The organism is Variovorax sp. 01N425, assembly GCF_056399465.1.
Genome location: NZ_JBFTRJ010000006.1, coordinates 374,624 through 390,266, shown reverse-complemented (window position 1 = coordinate 390,266; position 15,643 = coordinate 374,624). Strand labels below are relative to the sequence as shown.

Below are 15,643 nucleotides of genomic sequence, written 5' to 3'. Positions count from 1 at the left end.
CAAAGAATTTTTGACACAATCGGCCCATGGATCTCCAATCGCTGACCCTGCTGGTGGAAATCCTTGACGCCGGCAACCTGAGCGCGGCCGCGCGCCGGCTCAAGATGAGCCGCGCCAACGTCAGCTACCACCTGAACCAGCTCGAGCGCTCGGTCGGCGCCCAGCTGGTGCGGCGCACCACGCGCCGCGCCGAACCGACCGAGATCGGCCTGCGCCTGTACCAGCACGGCGTGGCGATCCAGGCCGAGCTGCTGGCCGCGAAGGAATCGGTCACCACGCTGGGCCAGGGCCTGCAGGGCCGCGTGCGCCTGAGCGTGCCCAGCGGCTACGGCCAGCTGGTGATGGCCGGCTGGCTGATCGACTTCAAGCGGCAGTACCCGGGCATCGTGCTCGACGTGGTGTTCGAGAACCGCATCGAGGACCTGCTGCGCGACGAGGTCGACATCGCGATCCGCGTGATTCCAGAGCCGCCGCAGAACCTGGTGGCGCGCGAGATGGGGCCGGTGCGCTATGTGGCCTGCGCTTCAAGCGGCTATGCACAGAAGCATCCGCTGCCGGTGCAGCTCGACGAACTGCAGGGCGCGCCCGTGGTCACGGCCGCTGTCATCGGCCGGCAGCTGCGCGTGTCGGCCTACCAGGGCCAGAATCTGGGAGAGGTGCGGCGCGAGGTGATCCTGGAGCCGACGCTGATCTCGGAGAACTTCTTGTTCCTGCGCCAGGCCATCCTCGCGGGCCTGGGCATCGGCCTGGTGCCCGACTACGTGGTGCAGGAGGACGTGCGCAAGGGCGACGTGGTGACCACGCTGGACGACTGGCGCCTCAGCATCTTCGGCACGCAGATGTTCATGCTCTACATGCCCAACCGGCAGCACACGCGGGCAATCCGCACCTTCATCGATTTCATCCTGGAGCGGGTGCGGGTGCCCGGCGCTGAATCGGTTGATCAGTCGCAGCGGGAGGAAGCGCACGCAGGCCCGGTGACCATCGGCATGTTTTCTGCTGTACTCCGCCGCATGAACGATGCAGCTTTCCTCGCCCCGATGCCGCTCGCGGTGCAACCGCTGACACCCCAGGCTTTCGCGCCCTACGGCACGGTGCTGGCCGCGCCCGCCGGCAAGAAGGGCCGCCCGATCAATGGCGGCAATGCCGAACGCTTCGACCTTGTCGGCGACCTGCAGCTCGGCGCGCAGGGCGGCCGGCCGATGCTCGCGCTGTTCCGTGCGCAGGCGCGGCGTTTTCCGCATGAAGTCACGGAGATGGAGCGCCACGCGCTCGGCAGCCAGACTTTCGTGCCCTTGGGAGAAAGGCGCTTCGTCATCGTCGTGGCGCCGGCCGGCGAGGCGCCCGCGCCCGCTGCGCTCGCTGCGTTCGTGACCGACGGGCTGCAGGGCGTGACACTCGCGCCCGGCACCTGGCACCACGCGCTGCTGGCGGTGGATGCGGGCGACTTCGTGGTGGTGGAGCGGGCCGCGGCGAGTGTCGATTGCGATACCTGCGCGCTGGCGGCGCGGGTGGTCGTCGATTGGCGCGACTAACTAGGCGCGCTTGCCGGCCGGCTTCTTTGTCTTCAGGCCTTGCGCCGCGAGAACGGCTTCCCTTGCCAAGGCCGCCAGTGCCTCATGGTCCTCGATGATCTCGATGGGAACCTCGAAATACTTGCGCACCTGGACCCGCCGCGCCTTCGTGTCGTAGGCAAAGCAGGTGCTGCCCAGCTTCTCGTACCTGGGCCGCGTGTCCTTGTCCACGACGAAGTAGAGGCTGCCGCCCATGACCATCGCGAACTGCGTGGCGTGGGCCGAGAGGCCGGTGCCGCCGAAGAAGCGGTTTGTCGTGATGCCGTCGATTCCGGAGAGCCGGTCGACGATGAAATCCACGAATTGCGGCGAGGCCTGCGACATGTTGCTGTTCCTGCGCTCAACGCATGATGGAAGGCCGCAGTGTCGCCCAAGTCAGGGCCAGGGCGCGATGGCCGCGTCAGCCGCCGGCAATGCGCTCCGCCAGCCCGATCAACGACCGGTCCGACCCCGCCGGTCCGAGCAGCGAAATGCCCAGCGGAGCACCGTGGCGCTGCGCGAGCGGCATCGACAATTGCGGAAAGCCGGCAAGGCCCGCAATGCACAGCATCCGGATCGCGCGGTTGCGGTAGTCCTCCAGGCCGGCCTCGCCTTCGCTGCGCAGCGGCGCGATGTCGGGCATGGTCGGCATCAGCAGCACGCCGTCGCTGCCGAGCAGCTTGGCCAAGTGGCTGCGGAAAGCGATGCGGAAGGCGCGGCCCGCGACGATCTGCGCATCGGTCACGCCGCGCGACCAGGCGAAGCGCTCGGCCACGCCCGGGCCCAGCGGCGGCGCGTAGCGCTCGATCAGCGGGCCGTCGGTGAGCCAGGCCTCGTGCGACTGCACGTAGCGGAAGTTCCAGTACATCGCGTCGAAGGAGTCGAGCGCGACCTCGATGCCCGCCGCATCGCCGAGCACGCGCTGCGCGCGCGCGGCCGCATCCGCCAGCGCGTCGGCCGCGGCCGGCACCGCGAGCGACCACACGTCCTCGGGCCGCAGCAGCCGCACGCGCGCGGGCAGCGCGGCCGTGTCGGCACCCAGCAGCACGTCGGCCACGCGCGCGAAGGTGCCGATGTCGCGCGCGAACCAGCCGCAGGTGTCGAGGCTGGGCGCAAGGTCGAGCGCGCCTTCGAGGCTCACGCGGCCATGCGTGGGGCGCAGGCCGTACAGGCCGCAGTGGTTGGCCGGCGCGCGCACCGAGCCGCCGGTGTCGGTGCCGAGCGCAAAGTCGCACAGGCCCGATGACACGGCCGAGGCCGAGCCCGACGACGAGCCGCCGGTGATGCGGTCCTTGGCCGCGCCGTTGATCGGCGCCCCGAAGTGCGCGTTGTTGCCGTTCATCGAGAACGCGAGTTCGTCGGTCACGGTCTTGCCCGCGAAGCGCGCGCCCGCATCGAGCAGCTTCTGCACGGTGGGCGCGGTGCGGGTCTTGATGCCCGACATCGCCAGCACGATCGGGCTGCCGCCGCCGGTGGGATAGCCGGCCACGTCGAACAGGTCCTTGGCTGCAAAGCGCAGGTCGGCCAGCGGGCCGGTGGGCGCATGCGGCACCGGCGCGTCGGGGTACGGAACGAAGGCGTGGGCGGGGTCGTGCAGGGGCATGGCGTGTCGTGGTGTGTGCGTGTGCAGGTGCGGCTCAGGCGGCCAGCGTGGGTGCGATGGCGGCAGCGGCATCGGTATGGATGCAGCGCGCGCGGTGCTTCGGCGCAAGCTCGACCACCGGCGGCTGCGCGGCGCGGCAGGCATCGGTGGCGAGCGTGCAGCGTTCGGCAAAGGCGCAGCCGGGCGGCAGCGCCGACAGGTCGGGCGGCGCGCCGCCGATGGTCTCCAGCCGCGCGCCGCGCGCCAGAGCGCCGTGCGCGCGGCTCTTGAGCAGCGCGATGGTGTAGGGGTGGCGCGGCGAGCGGATCAGCTCGCGCGCCGTGCCTTCCTCGACGATGCGGCCCGCATACATCACGGCGATGCGGTCGGCCACCTCGACCGCGGCGCCAATGTCGTGCGTGACGAAGATCACCGACAGGCCGAGGTCGCGCTGCAGTTCGCGCAGCAGCAGCAGGATCTGGATCTGCACCGTGGCGTCGAGCGCGGTGGTCGGCTCGTCGGCCAGCAGCAACTGGGGTTTGCATGCCAGCGCCAGCGCGATCATCGCACGCTGCCGCATGCCGCCCGACATCTCGTGCGGATAGGCTGCCAGGCGCCGCTCGGGGCTCGGGATGCGCACGCGTTCGAACAGCGCAAGCGCACGCTGCTGCGCCTCGGCCGCCGTGGCCTTCCTGTCGTGCCGGCGGATCGACTCGACGATCTGCGCGCCGACCGAATACACCGGATCGAGCGCGAGCAGCGGCTCCTGGAAGATCATCGAGGCGACCTTGCCGCGGAAGTCGTCGAGCTCGCGCGCGGGCATCGCGAGCACGTCGCGCCCGGCCACCTGCACCTGCCCGCCGATGCGCGTGCGGCGCTCGGGATGCAGGCGCAGCAGCGTGCGCAGCGTCACGCTCTTGCCGGAGCCCGATTCGCCGATCAGCGCGACCACCTCGCCGCGCTGCACCTCCAGGCTCACGCCGCTCACCGCATGCACGGGCTTGCGGCCGCCGCTGAACGTGACACTGAGGTCGCGCAGGCGGACCATCGGCTCGGAGGAGGAAGAGGTCGGGTTGCTCATCGTTGTCGTCATCATGCGTTCAGGCCGCCCGGGCCAGCGGCACGGCCATCGGATGTCCGCTGCCGGGCTCGTGGACCAGGCAGCTCGCCGCATGCCGCGCGCCGGTGGCGATGGGCTCGGGCACGATCTGGCTGCACACCGGTGCGGCCAGCGCGCAGCGCGGATGGAAGCGGCAGCCCGTGGGCGGGTTGATCGGGTTCGGCGGGTCGCCGGCCAGCGCCGCTTGCTCGGTGCGGTGATCGGGGTCCATCGAGGGCATCGACGAGAGCAGCGCGCGGGTGTAGGGATGCGCCGGCGCATCGTAGAGCGCGTCGGCCGGACCGATCTCGGCCACCTGGCCCAGGTACATGACCATCACGCGGTCGCTCACGTAGCGCACCACGTTGAGGTCGTGGCTGATGAAAAGATAGGTGAGGCCGAATTCGGCCTTGAGGTCGAGCAGCAGGTTGATGACCTGCGCCTCCACCGACTTGTCGAGCGCCGACACGGCCTCGTCGAGGATCACCATGCGCGGCTGCAGCGCGAGCGCGCGCGCGATGTTGACGCGCTGGCGCTGGCCGCCCGAGAGTTCGTGCGGATAGCGTTCGGCAAAGCGCTGCGGCTCGAGCCCGACGCGCGCGAGCAGGTCGCGCGCACGCGCCACGGCCTCGCGCCGGCCGACGCCGTGCACCTGCGGACCGAAAGCCACCGAGTCCTCGATGGTGAGGCGCGGGTTGAGCGAGGCGTAGCTGTCCTGGAACACCATCTGCACCTGGCGCCTGAACTCCTTGAGCGGCAGTTCGCGCCCGCCGACTTCGCGGCCGTCGAAGATCACTTCGCCCCGCGTTGGTGCAATCAGCTGCATCAGCAGCCGCGCGGTGGTCGACTTGCCGCAACCCGATTCGCCGACCACGCCGAGCGTTTCGCCTTTGAGCACTTCGAAGTCGACCCCATCGACCGCGCGCACCACGCCACCGCCGCGGCCCAGCGGATCTTTCTTGAGCGGAAAGTGCTTGACCAGGCCGGTGATGGTGAGCAGCGGTTGTGCGGGGCCGCCGATGTCTTTCAGTGCGTCCATGGTGTCCTTTGTCGCTCTTGTTTTTGCGCTGTTGTTTGTTCTTGGCGCTCTTGTTCGGGGCGCGTGCACAGGCCACCGGGTACTCCCCTCCGCGAATGTCCCCCGGCCTGCGGCCTCCTCCTTGATTTCGCTGCGGGGAGCACCCGATGCCCTGTGCACCAGGACACGCTGCTGGTGTACCGCCGATCAACAACTGCTCTGTCCAACGCTCCCGTCGATGGGGTGCCTTGCGCAGCGAAATCAAGGAGGAGGCCGCAGGCCGGGGGACATTCGCGGAGCAAGGTACCCCGTCGGCGGGAGCGCGCCCCGAACAAAGAACCTCAAACACAACGCAAAGCATCCTCACCCCTTGTTGTCCATCGCCGACCGCAACCCATCGGACAAAAGATTGAAGGAGATCGACGTGATGAAGATCATCGCGCCCGGCAACGCGGCGACCCACGGCTGCACATAGATCGCGGTGCGCAGCGTGTTGAGCATCAGGCCCCACTCCGGCTCCGGCGGCTTCACGCCCAGGCCCAGGAACGACAGGCCCGAGGCCAGGATCATCGACACCGCGATCAGACTCGTTGCGTAGACGAAGATCGGACCGAGCACATTGCCCAGCACATGCACCCGCACGATCGTGAACGGGTTCGCGCCCGAGGCGCGCGCCGCCTCCACGTAGTCGCGCGTGCGCACCTGCGTCGTCACGCTCTCGGCCACGCGCGCGATCTGCGGAATGAAGACGATGGTCAGCGAGATCAGCGAATTGACCACGCCCGCGCCCAGCGTGCCCGACAGCGCAATGGCCAGCAGCACCGAGGGAAAGGCGTAGAACACGTCGATGGTGCGCATGATCAGCGTGTTGGTGAAGCCGCCCGCATAGCCCGCAACGATGCCGATCACTGTGCCGAGCACGAAGGCGCAGATCACCGGCGTGATGCCGATGAACAGCGACAGCCGTGCGCCGACGATCAGGCGCGACAGCATGTCGCGGCCCAGTTCGTCGCTGCCGAAGGGCAGGCCCTCGGTGCCGATCGGCTTGAGCCGCTTGAGCATCGACGAGGCGTAAGGATCGGCCGGCGCGAGCCACGGGCCGAACACGGCCAGGCCGATCAGCAGCAGAACCACCAAGGCGGCACCCATCGCGACCGGATCGCGCGTGAAGCGCAGCAGCGCCGAGGTCCAGTAGCCGCGGGAGCATTGCATCGGCGGCAGCGGCTTCACGTCGGCGGCGGCGGAGGAAGAAGAAGAGGGGAGGGGCAGTGCGCTCATGTCTTCAGGCCCGAGCGATGCGCGGGTCGAGCAGCGTCTGCAGCACGTCGACCAGCAGGTTGAGCAACACGAAGAACAGCGCCAGCACCAGGATGGTTCCCTGCAGCAGCGGCAGGTCGCGCTGGAAGATCGCGGAGTTCAACAGAAAGCCGGTGCCGGGCCACGAGAACACGGTCTCGATCAGGATCGAGCCGCCCAGCAGGTAGCCCAGCTGCAGGCCCATCACCGCGAGCGCGGTGGGCGCCGCGTTCTTCACCATGTGGCGGAACACGCCCCAGTGCGTGAGGCCCTTGGCGCGCAGGCCGACGATGAATTCCTGGTCGAGGATGTCGGCCACCAGCGCGCGCACGGTGCGCGCGATGATGCCCATGGGAATCACCGACATCGTGAGGGCCGGCAGGATCAGGAACTGCAGGTGCGCCCAGTCCCAGGCCCAGTCGCTCGAGCCGCCCGGGCCTGCGCCGGTGGCGGGCAGCCACATGAGCTGCGACGAGAACACGATCACCATCACCATGCCCAGCCAGTAGTGCGGCACGCTCACGCCCAGCACCGACAGCATCGAGGCAAGGCGGTCGAGCCATGAGTTGCGGAAGTAGCCGGCCACGAAACCGAACAGGCAGCCCAGCACGAAGCCGATGAAGGTCGCCACCACCGCGAGTCGCAGCGTGTTGCCCACGGCCGTGAACACCTCGCCCGCCACGGCGCGGTTGCTTGCGATGGACACGCCCAGGTCGCCATGCAGCGCACGCCAGACCCACATCGCGAACTGCTCGGGCAGCGAACGGTTGAAGCCGTAGAGCTCGCGCAGCTGCGCCTGCAGGTCGGCCGAGGCGTCGGGCGGCAGGATCGACACCAGCGGATCGCCCGGCGCGATGTGCACCAGCAGAAAACACACCAGCGCCACGCCGACCATGATCGGCACGGCGTAGACGATGCGGCGCAACAGATAGGCGAGCATCAGTCCATCGTCATGGTGGCGATGTCGATGAACCAGCTCTTGGGCTGGACGACGTTCTTGACCTTGGCCGACATCGCGCGCGGCCCCACGTCATGCGCGATCCAGACGAAGGGCGCGTCGTCCACGATGTGCGTATGCAGCCTGGCCAGCGCAGCGTCGCGCGCCTTGTCGTCGAAGCTGGTGCGCGCATCGGCCACGAGCTTGTCGACTTCGGCGTTGCCGTAGTAGCCCCAGTTGTTGGACACCGGCGGAAAGGCCTTGGTGCTCACGAAGCGCACCATCGCGAAGAACGGGTCCATCGCCGCGAAGCTGATGTTGACCGCGTTGGCGCTGTTGGCCGAGGGGTCCTTCGCGCCCTTGCGCCAGTTGGTGAAGAGCGTGTTCCATTCGATCACGTCGAACTGCACGTCGAAGAAGCACTGCTTGAGCGACTGCTGCGCGAACTCGTTCATCGGCAGCGGCTGCATCTGGCCCGAGCCCGAGGCGGAGATCTGCACCTTCACCTTGATGGGCTTGGCGGCCGAATAGCCGGCCTGCGTCATCAGCGCCTGGGCGGCCTTCACGTCGTACTTGATGTCGAAACCCGGCGTGCCGAACCACGGATGGCCCGGCGGCACCGTACCCTTGGGCTCGGCCATCATGCCGCCGAGCAGCTGCTTCATGCCGCCGCGGTCGATGCACAGGTTGGCGGCCTGGCGCACGCGCTTGTCGAGCCAGGGCGACCCCTCGGCAAACGACAGCTGCCACGGCCACACATGCGGCTGCGCGTTGGAATAGATCTTGAAGCCGCGCTGCGTGATCTGCGCCATGGCGTCGGGCGCGGGCGCCTCGATCCAGTCGACCTGGCCGCCCAGCAGCGCGGCGGTGCGCGCATTGGCCTCGGGCATCGGCAGCATCACGACCTTGTCGATCTTGGGCACGCGCTTCGCGTCCCAGTAGGCCTTGTTGGCGGCCAGCTCCAGGCGTTCGCGCGCCACGAAGCGCGTGACCTTGAACGGGCCCGAGCCCGCGGGGTCGGCCGCGAAGGCGGTCCATGCGGCCTTGGACTTGTCGGCGGGCGTGGCGCCGGCCGCGGCGTCGAATTTCTTCTGCCACTGCGCGGGCGAGGCCATGAACAGGTTGCTCAGGTTGATCGGCAGGAAGGCGTCGGGCTCGCTCGTGGCGAGCTCGACCGTCATGTCGTCGATCTTGCGCGCGGTGCGCAGCGTGGGCATGCGCGATGCGGTCACGCCGACCTGGCTGGGATCGAACTGCGGCGCGTCCTTGTCGAGCACCTTCTGCACGTTCCACACCACCGCGTCGGCATTGAAGGCCGAGCCGTCATGGAACTTGACGCCGGGGCGCAGCTTGAAGACCCACCTGGTCTTGTCCTTGGCGTCGACGGCCCAGGAACTGGCCAGTGCCGGGATCAGCACGCTCGGCGCGTCGGCCTTGGACAGGTCCCACTGCGTGAGCGAGTCGTAGATCGGAATGCCGGTGAAGCGGTTGCCTTCGAAGCCCTGGTCGGGCTGGCCGAGCGTGCGCGGAATGTCGGCCGCGGTCATGGCGATGCGCAGCGTCTTCTCCTGGGCCAGGGCCGGCGTTGCGAAGGCCAGGGTGGCGAGCACCGCGCAGGCGGCCAGGGGTTTCAGGATCGAGGCAGGAACGGCACGCTTCACAGGAGCTCCTAGGGGTGAAAGGGCAAAGGGATCGAACCGGTGGTGAAGCACGACGTGTGCCAGCCGCAAGGCCGCGATGCGACAATGGCCCTCCCATGACAGACACCCTCACCATCACCCGCCCGGACGACTGGCACCTGCATGTGCGCGACGGCGCCGCCCTCGAAGCCGTGGTGCCGCACAGCGCGCGCCAGTTCGGCCGCGCGCTGGTCATGCCCAACCTGCGCCCCCCTGTGACCACCGCGGCGCAGGCTATTGCCTACCGCGACCGCATCCGCGCGGCGGTGCCGCCGGGCACGGCCTTCGAGCCCGTGATGTCGCTCTACCTGACCGACAAGCTGCCGCCCGAGGAAATCGCGCTGGCCGCGGAAGCCGGCGTGCGCGCGCTCAAGCTCTACCCGGCCGGCGCCACCACCAACAGCGATGCCGGCGTGACCGACATCCGCCACACCTACAAGACGCTCGAAGCCATGCAGAAGCACGGCCTGCTGCTGCTGGTGCACGGCGAGGTCACCGACCCGGCGGTCGACCTGTTCGACCGCGAGGCCGTCTTCATCGACCGCGTGATGATCCCGCTGCGCCGCGACTTCCCCGAGCTCAAGGTGGTGTTCGAGCACCTCACCACCCAGGAGGGCGCCCACTACGTGCGCGATGCCAACCGCTTCACGGCCGCCACCATCACCGCGCACCACCTGCTGTACAACCGCAACGCCATCTTCACCGGCGGCATCCGCCCGCACTACTACTGCCTGCCCGTGCTCAAGCGCGAGACGCACCGCGTGGCGCTGGTCCAGGCGGCCACGAGCGGCAGCGACCGCTTCTTCCTGGGCACCGACAGCGCGCCGCACCCGGCCCACCTGAAGGAACATGCGCTCGGCTGCGCCGGCTGCTACACCGCGCTGACCGCCATCGAGCTCTATGCCGAGGCCTTCGACAGCGTGGACGCGCTCGACAAGCTCGAGGGCTTCGCGAGCTTCCATGGCCCCGACTTCTACGGCCTGCCGCGCAACAGCGGCACCATCACGCTGAAGCGCGAAAGCTGGACCGTGCCCGAGACCGTGCCCTACGGCGACGCCACGCTCAAGCCGCTGCGCGGTGGTGAAACCATCGGCTGGAGACTCGCATGACGCCCGCGCTGCGGGTGATGCTGCTGATCGATGCCGACAACGTCTCGGCCGACGTGATCGAGCAGGCCGTGCAGCGGACCCTGGCCGAGCACGGCGCGGTTCATGTGCGCCGCGCCTATTGCAACGCCGAAACGGCGCTCAAGCAGCAGGCGCTGTTCAAGCGGCTGTCGGTGCGGCCGATGGTCAACCTCTCGGCCGGCAAGAACAGCACCGACATCGCGCTCGCGGTCGATGCGCTCGACCTCGTGATCGCCGAGCGCCCCGACGTGGTGGTGCTGGTGTCTTCCGATTCCGACTTCGCGCCGCTCGTGATCCGGCTGCGCGAAAAGGGCTGCCGCGTCTGCGGCCTGGGCCAGCAGGGCAAGACCGGCGAGGAGACCGTGGCGGTCTACGACGAGTTCACCGACCTGCAGCACCACGGCGCGCCGGTCGCGCCCCGCACCGCGCCGGCGAAGAAGGCCGCGGCCAAGGTGGCCGCGAAGCGTGCGCCGGCCAAGACGGAAAAGACCGCGAAGAGTGCGGCCACGCAGCCGGCCCGCAAGGCCGCGGCCAAGGCCCCGGCCCGAAAGACCGCCAAGGCAGCAGCGAAGCCGCCCGCGCCGCAGCCGCCCTCCGAGGCCGCCGAATTCATCCTGCGCGCGGCACCCGCGCTGCGCAGCGGTGCCGACGTGCCGCTCAACGACGTGGCCCAGGCGCTGCGCGCGGCCGGGCTGCTCGGCAAGCACGGCAGTTCGCTCAAGCTGTTCGACAAGCTCCCGGCGGAGTTCGCCGTGCTGCAGCACCCCGACCGCATCCGCTGGACCGGAGCCGCCGCGCCTTGAGCCTGGCGGCGGTCGACTGGGCGCAGCCCTGGCTCGCGCCTTACCGCGCCATCGGCCAGGCGGCGGCGCAGGCGGCACTCCACAGCCCGGTCGCAGCCGCGCTGCAGCGGCAAGCGGCGCCCGATTCCAGGCCCGCCTTCGTGCCGCAGTCGGCGCTGTCCGCGGGGCAGGCCTATGAGGCCCACATCTTCCAGACCGGCACCGTGCCGACGCGCGACAACCTGCACGACTTCTTCAACGGCCTCGTCTGGCTCGCCTTTCCGGAGGCCAAGCGCCGCCTCAACGAACTGCAGGCCGCCGAGATCGCCCGCGCGGGCATCGGTGCCACGCGCGGCCCGCTGCGCGATGCGCTCACGCTGTTCGATGAGAACGGCGCCGTGCTCGATGCGCCCGAGCCGCTGTGGCGGGCGCTCGCCGCGCGCGACTGGCACACGCTCTTCGTGACGCAGCGCGCGCTGTGGTCCGGGGCGCGCCTCTGGGTGTTCGGCCATGCGCTGCTCGAGAAACTCGCCGCGCCGCGCAAGGCGCTCACCGCGCATGTGCTGCGGCTGCCGGCACCGGCTGCGGGCGGTTCGGCGGCGTCCTGCGACGGGGCGCTGGCGCGCAGCCTCGCGCCGGATCACCTGGCGCAAAAGCCCTTTGTTCCGCTGCCCGTGCTCGGCGTGCCGGGCTGGTGGGCCGGCAACGCGGCGGCGAATTTCTACGACGATCCCAAGGTCTTCAGGCCCGGTCCGTAGAACTTTTGCTCCTATCATCGCTCTACCCGCAAGCCGCGGTGCGGCTCCTCCAGAACCCCAACAACACAGGAAGAGCGCCATTTCCTGCACGGCTTGAAGGGGGCCATCCGGTCCTCATCTAGGCGGCAGCATTCCCCCACGGAGAATTCAACTTGAAACGTATCCTTCTGTTCGTTTTGACCAATGTGATGGTCGTTGCAGTGCTCGGCATCGTCGCCAGCCTGCTCGGCGTCAACCGCTTTCTGACGGCCAACGGGCTGAACCTCACGGCGCTGCTCGGCTTCGCGCTCGTCATGGGCTTTGGCGGCGCGATCATTTCGCTCCTGATCAGCAAGCCCATGGCCAAGTGGACGACCAAGCTGCACATGATCGACAACCCCCAGTCGCCGGACGAGGCCTGGATCGTCGGCACGGTGCGCAAGTTTGCCGACAAGGCCGGCATCGGCATGCCCGAGGTCGGCATCTTCGAGGGCGAGCCCAATGCCTTCGCGACCGGCGCGTTCAAGAACTCGTCGCTGGTGGCGGTGTCCACCGGCCTGCTGCAGAACATGACGCGCGAAGAAGTCGAGGCCGTGATCGGCCACGAAGTGGCGCACATCGCCAACGGCGACATGGTCACCATGACGCTGATCCAGGGCGTGATGAACACCTTCGTCGTGTTCCTCTCGCGCGTGATCGGCTATGCGGTCGACAGCTTCCTGCGCCGCGGCGACGACCGTTCGTCGGGCCCGGGCATCGGCTACTACGTGAGCACCATCGTGCTGGACATCGTGCTGGGCTTTGCCGCCGCCATCGTGGTGGCGTGGTTCTCGCGCCAGCGCGAATTCCGCGCCGACGCCGGCTCGGCCGCGCTCATGGGCCAGAAGCAGCCGATGATGAACGCACTCGCGCGCCTGGGCGGCCTGCCGGCCGGCGAACTGCCCAAGGCGGTGGAAGCCATGGGCATCACGGGCAGCATCGGCAAGCTCTTTGCCACGCACCCGCCGATCGAAGAGCGCATTGCGGCGCTGCAGAACGCGCGCTGAGCACTGCGCGAAGGCATGAAAAAAGGGGCTGGTGATTCACCAGCCCCTTTTTCATTCACTGAGCAGTCGATCGCTCGATCAGAGATTGAGCGCCGCGACGGCTTCCAGGCCCTGCTTGATGTTGTTGCGTGCGGCACCTTCCACCGACATGCGCAGGCGGGTCGTGCCGACGAGCGAATCGAAGGCGCCACCCGTGTAGGTCGACTTGATGACCTGGCGCATCGCCACCGACTTGTCAGAGGTCTTGATGAGCGACCAGCCCGCTTCCATGTCGACCGTGAACGCGGCGCCGAACATGGGCTTGGTCAGCTTGACGATCGAGACCGAGAGTTCGTAGTCGCCGCTCTTGCCCTTGACGACTTCCTTGAACAGGGTCGATTGCGTCACCGCCTTCTCGATGGCGGCAGCCAGGTCCTCGTTGGCGATATCCGAGCTCCACAGCGGATTCGTTTCATTGCCGCCGCCGGTCTTCACCGACAGCGAGTAGGGCAGCTTCTTGCTCGAGGCGATGCTGGTGGGCGTCATGGCCTCCCGGTTGGCTGACGAAGCGCAGCCCGCGAGCACGACGACGATGGAGAGAACGGCCAGGGCGCTTGCGCGGCGAAGGGTGGCGGTGCTGATCATTTGGATTTTTCCGATTCTTTGAAGATGTTGCCGACCACCTCGTCGACCATTTCCGGCGGCGAGAGGCGTGTGAGGGAGGAGTGGAGCGAGTTGCCGGTGGCCAACGGAAAGTCGGACTTGGGCTCGCGGACCGTGACGGTGAGCTCGAACAGGTACATCGTGATGTCCCACATCCACTTGTCGACGTACGTCACGACTGCATCGACCTTCTCGGGCGGCTTGGCGTCCTCCGACACCTCGTACCCGCGTTTTCGCAGATTGCTCGCGATCAGTTTCTGGACCGTGCCGTCTTCACCCTCAAGCTTCCTGACCTGCACCACGCGCAGCTTGTCGAGGTTTGCCGAAGGGTCGACGGTGGCTGTTGCGCGGTTGACGGCGCAGCCGCTCGCGAACACGGAAACAGCCACGGCTGCGAGAAGCAGCCTGATGACTCTTTTCAAATTAACTTCTCCTCCGCCCGGAATGGGCCGGAGGAATGTAGCTGGAAATGTATGAAAACGTTTCTTGAACGCCGGTTCCAGCGAAAAATTTCGCCGCGCTGCGGTCAGACTGCACAGTTGCGGCTTGCCGGCCGCTACGGGGCGTTCAATTGCCGGTGGCGGCGGGCTGGTCGGACCCGGTGGCGTCCGGCGCCGCTGCGGCGGCAGGCGCGGCGGTCTCGGCCGCAGCCTGCGCCCGCTTGTTGTCGTCACGCGCCCGTTGCAGCGTGCGTGCGACCTCGCCGGCATCCATGCCGTACATCTCGGCGAACTCCTGCTCGCTGCTGCGGCCGCTGGCCTCGAAGGCGCGCAGCAGCGCCTCGCGCTTGGCGGCCTGGCGGGCGAGCTCGGCCAGCGCTTCGTCGAGCACGGCGTTGGTTTCCTCGTCGCGCGAGCGCACCAGCACCGCGTAGGCCTCGCGGTCCAGGCCCGAGGCTTCCACGGCGCGGGCGATGCGCGCCACCAGCTGCGGGCGCAGGTCCTCGCCGGGGTTGCGCTGCACGCGGCGGCGGTGCAGTTCGAGGATCGCGTGGTGCACATGCTCGGGCGCGACCGGCTCCACCGCGTTGCCGTCGAGGTCGTGGCGCGCAAGGCCCGCGGCCACCGCCTCGAGATAGCGCGTGGAGCGTGCGTGCAGGCCCAGCGCAACCTTCAGCTCGTCCTTCTTGAAATCGTCGGGGTGCTTCTCGAGCAGGTCCTGGAACACGCCGAGCTTGAGCGGCAGGAAGCGCGCGCCGAACATGTTGGGGTACAGCTCGAACAATTTCTCCAGCGCCGGGTGCACCTTGCGCGCGCGCTGCGGCTGTGGCTGTTGCGCGGCCTGCCTGGGCTTCTGCTTTTGTTGTTGCTGCTGCTGCCGCGGCTGGCGCGGCGCGCGGGGCGGGCGGGCGCCGGCCTTCGGCTGCTGCTGCGACTGGTGCAACTGGGCGGTGCCCTCGGCTTCCGCCGGCTGGACTTCCTGGATTTCTTCTTGGGGCGTGGCGGTGTCGGTCATCGGTCGGTTCTTGTCAGGTTGGCTGGCAGCGGCGGAGAAAAATGGATTCCGCGCATTCAGCGCGGGCGGAACATCTTGAAGAGATTGTCGGGGCTGATCTCGAAGTAATCAGCCGGGCCGCCGCCGCGCAGGATGGGCTGCGCCGCGGCGGTGTCGTAGATGCCGTTCTTCAGCAGGTGGCGCGCAATGTGCACGCCCACCACTTCGCCGAGGATCAGCCAGGTGGGCACCGGCACGCCGTCCACGCCCTCGAGCTGCAGCAGCTGCGTGAGCCGGCATTCGAAGGACACCGGGCTCTCGGCCACGCGCGGCACCGCAATGTGGCGCGACGCCGCGGGCGTGAGGCCGGCGAGCTCGAACTCGTTCACCTCGGGCGGCACCGCGGCGCACGACTGGTTCATCTGCTCGGCCAGCGGGCGGGTGGCCAGGTTCCAGCCGAACTCGCGTGTCTGGCGGATGTTGTGCAGGCTGTCCTTGGCGCCGATGCTCGCAAAGCCCACGATGGGCGGCGTGTAGTTGAAGGCGTTGAAGAAGCTGTAGGGCGCGAGGTTGAGCGCACCGTTTTCGTCCTGCGACGAGATCCATCCGATCGGCCGCGGGCCGACCATGGCATTGAACGGATCGTGCGGCAGGCCGTGGCCCTTGGCGGGTTCGTAGAAGTGGAAATCGTCGTTCGGCACGGCCATGGGT

At 68.4% G+C, this 15,643-nt stretch carries 16 protein-coding genes and 1 pseudogene; 6 read left to right on the top strand and 11 right to left on the bottom strand.

Annotation, left to right across the window (positions count from 1 at the left end; all coding sequences use genetic code 11):
• Nucleotides 1-26 precede the first annotated feature (26 nt).
• Together AC1DSC_RS13725 and AC1DSC_RS13720 are read left to right on the top strand one after the other, a co-directional pair.
• A pseudogene (locus tag AC1DSC_RS13725) lies at nt 27-929 on the top strand (LysR family transcriptional regulator); the annotation flags it as partial.
• A gap of 60 nt (nt 930-989) precedes the next feature.
• Nucleotides 990-1,535, top strand: coding sequence for an ureidoglycolate lyase (locus AC1DSC_RS13720; protein ID WP_478131821.1), 546 nt, complete (start codon nt 990-992; stop codon nt 1,533-1,535).
• Here AC1DSC_RS13720 and AC1DSC_RS13715 read toward each other — a convergent pair whose 3' ends face one another.
• The 7 genes from AC1DSC_RS13715 to AC1DSC_RS13685 form a co-directional block, all read right to left on the bottom strand.
• Nucleotides 1,536-1,898, bottom strand: a complete 363-nt coding sequence (locus AC1DSC_RS13715; RefSeq protein ID WP_012746000.1) for a TfoX/Sxy family protein — start codon at nt 1,896-1,898, stop codon at nt 1,536-1,538.
• 76 nt (nt 1,899-1,974) lie between these two features.
• A complete protein-coding gene (locus tag AC1DSC_RS13710; protein WP_018903681.1) occupies nt 1,975-3,156 on the bottom strand; it encodes an amidase in 1,182 nt (393 codons plus the stop codon).
• Between the two features lie 34 nt (nt 3,157-3,190).
• Entirely contained in the window at nt 3,191-4,183 is a 993-nt protein-coding gene (locus AC1DSC_RS13705) for an ABC transporter ATP-binding protein (protein ID WP_436289895.1), read from the bottom strand.
• 52 nt (nt 4,184-4,235) lie between these two features.
• A complete protein-coding gene (locus AC1DSC_RS13700; protein ID WP_369664213.1) occupies nt 4,236-5,273 on the bottom strand; it encodes an ABC transporter ATP-binding protein in 1,038 nt (345 codons plus the stop codon).
• Nucleotides 5,274-5,615: 342 nt separating this feature from the next.
• A complete protein-coding gene (locus AC1DSC_RS13695) occupies nt 5,616-6,530 on the bottom strand; it encodes an ABC transporter permease (protein WP_369664214.1) in 915 nt (304 codons plus the stop codon).
• 4 nt (nt 6,531-6,534) lie between these two features.
• Nucleotides 6,535-7,488, bottom strand: a complete 954-nt coding sequence (locus AC1DSC_RS13690) for an ABC transporter permease (RefSeq protein ID WP_018903677.1) — start codon at nt 7,486-7,488, stop codon at nt 6,535-6,537.
• Nucleotides 7,488-9,146: an ABC transporter substrate-binding protein gene (locus tag AC1DSC_RS13685; RefSeq protein ID WP_018903676.1), complete on the bottom strand. Its 1,659-nt coding sequence runs from the start codon at nt 9,144-9,146 to the stop codon at nt 7,488-7,490. The genes AC1DSC_RS13690 and AC1DSC_RS13685 overlap by 1 nt, the downstream gene beginning before the upstream one ends.
• 95 nt (nt 9,147-9,241) lie before the next feature.
• On the opposite strand from AC1DSC_RS13685, the gene pyrC reads away from it, so the two are divergent.
• The 4 genes from pyrC to htpX all read left to right on the top strand — a co-directional run bounded on the left by pyrC (nt 9,242) and on the right by htpX (nt 12,856).
• A complete protein-coding gene (pyrC, locus tag AC1DSC_RS13680) occupies nt 9,242-10,273 on the top strand; it encodes a dihydroorotase (protein WP_018903675.1) in 1,032 nt (343 codons plus the stop codon).
• Nucleotides 10,270-11,094: an NYN domain-containing protein gene (locus AC1DSC_RS13675; protein WP_018903674.1), complete on the top strand. Its 825-nt coding sequence runs from the start codon at nt 10,270-10,272 to the stop codon at nt 11,092-11,094. Before pyrC ends, AC1DSC_RS13675 begins: the two co-directional genes overlap by 4 nt.
• On the top strand, nt 11,091-11,831 hold the full coding sequence (locus tag AC1DSC_RS13670; RefSeq protein WP_018903673.1) for a DUF3025 domain-containing protein: 741 nt from the start codon (nt 11,091-11,093) through the stop codon (nt 11,829-11,831). The genes AC1DSC_RS13675 and AC1DSC_RS13670 overlap by 4 nt, the downstream gene beginning before the upstream one ends.
• A gap of 152 nt (nt 11,832-11,983) precedes the next feature.
• On the top strand, nt 11,984-12,856 hold the full coding sequence (gene htpX, locus AC1DSC_RS13665; protein ID WP_012746012.1) for a protease HtpX: 873 nt from the start codon (nt 11,984-11,986) through the stop codon (nt 12,854-12,856).
• Between the two features lie 78 nt (nt 12,857-12,934).
• Here the strand turns inward: htpX and AC1DSC_RS13660 are convergent, their stop codons facing one another.
• The 4 genes from AC1DSC_RS13660 to AC1DSC_RS13645 all read right to left on the bottom strand — a co-directional run bounded on the left by AC1DSC_RS13660 (nt 12,935) and on the right by AC1DSC_RS13645 (nt 15,639).
• On the bottom strand, nt 12,935-13,480 hold the full coding sequence (locus AC1DSC_RS13660) for a hypothetical protein (protein ID WP_018903672.1): 546 nt from the start codon (nt 13,478-13,480) through the stop codon (nt 12,935-12,937).
• Nucleotides 13,477-13,920, bottom strand: a complete 444-nt coding sequence (locus AC1DSC_RS13655; RefSeq protein ID WP_012746014.1) for a hypothetical protein — start codon at nt 13,918-13,920, stop codon at nt 13,477-13,479. Before AC1DSC_RS13655 ends, AC1DSC_RS13660 begins: the two co-directional genes overlap by 4 nt.
• A 145-nt stretch (nt 13,921-14,065) precedes the next feature.
• Nucleotides 14,066-14,953, bottom strand: a complete 888-nt coding sequence (locus AC1DSC_RS13650) for a ProQ/FINO family protein (RefSeq protein ID WP_018903670.1) — start codon at nt 14,951-14,953, stop codon at nt 14,066-14,068.
• Nucleotides 14,954-15,009: 56 nt separating this feature from the next.
• Complete coding sequence (locus AC1DSC_RS13645) at nt 15,010-15,639, bottom strand: flavin reductase family protein (RefSeq protein WP_018903669.1); 630 nt, start codon at nt 15,637-15,639, stop codon at nt 15,010-15,012.
• Nucleotides 15,640-15,643 lie beyond the last annotated feature (4 nt).

Coding starts and splice junctions, on each gene's coding strand:
- AC1DSC_RS13705 (WP_436289895.1), bottom strand. CDS start 4,183: ATGGTCCGCCTGCGCGACCTCAGTGTCACGTTCAGCGGCGGCCGCAAG.
- AC1DSC_RS13720 (WP_478131821.1), top strand. CDS start 990: ATGTTTTCTGCTGTACTCCGCCGCATGAACGATGCAGCTTTCCTCGCC.
- AC1DSC_RS13650 (WP_018903670.1), bottom strand. CDS start 14,953: ATGACCGACACCGCCACGCCCCAAGAAGAAATCCAGGAAGTCCAGCCG.
- AC1DSC_RS13715 (WP_012746000.1), bottom strand. CDS start 1,898: ATGTCGCAGGCCTCGCCGCAATTCGTGGATTTCATCGTCGACCGGCTC.
- AC1DSC_RS13700 (WP_369664213.1), bottom strand. CDS start 5,273: ATGGACGCACTGAAAGACATCGGCGGCCCCGCACAACCGCTGCTCACC.
- pyrC (WP_018903675.1), top strand. CDS start 9,242: ATGACAGACACCCTCACCATCACCCGCCCGGACGACTGGCACCTGCAT.
- AC1DSC_RS13660 (WP_018903672.1), bottom strand. CDS start 13,480: ATGATCAGCACCGCCACCCTTCGCCGCGCAAGCGCCCTGGCCGTTCTC.
- AC1DSC_RS13675 (WP_018903674.1), top strand. CDS start 10,270: ATGACGCCCGCGCTGCGGGTGATGCTGCTGATCGATGCCGACAACGTC.
- AC1DSC_RS13710 (WP_018903681.1), bottom strand. CDS start 3,156: ATGCCCCTGCACGACCCCGCCCACGCCTTCGTTCCGTACCCCGACGCG.
- AC1DSC_RS13695 (WP_369664214.1), bottom strand. CDS start 6,530: ATGAGCGCACTGCCCCTCCCCTCTTCTTCTTCCTCCGCCGCCGCCGAC.
- AC1DSC_RS13645 (WP_018903669.1), bottom strand. CDS start 15,639: ATGGCCGTGCCGAACGACGATTTCCACTTCTACGAACCCGCCAAGGGC.
- AC1DSC_RS13690 (WP_018903677.1), bottom strand. CDS start 7,488: ATGCTCGCCTATCTGTTGCGCCGCATCGTCTACGCCGTGCCGATCATG.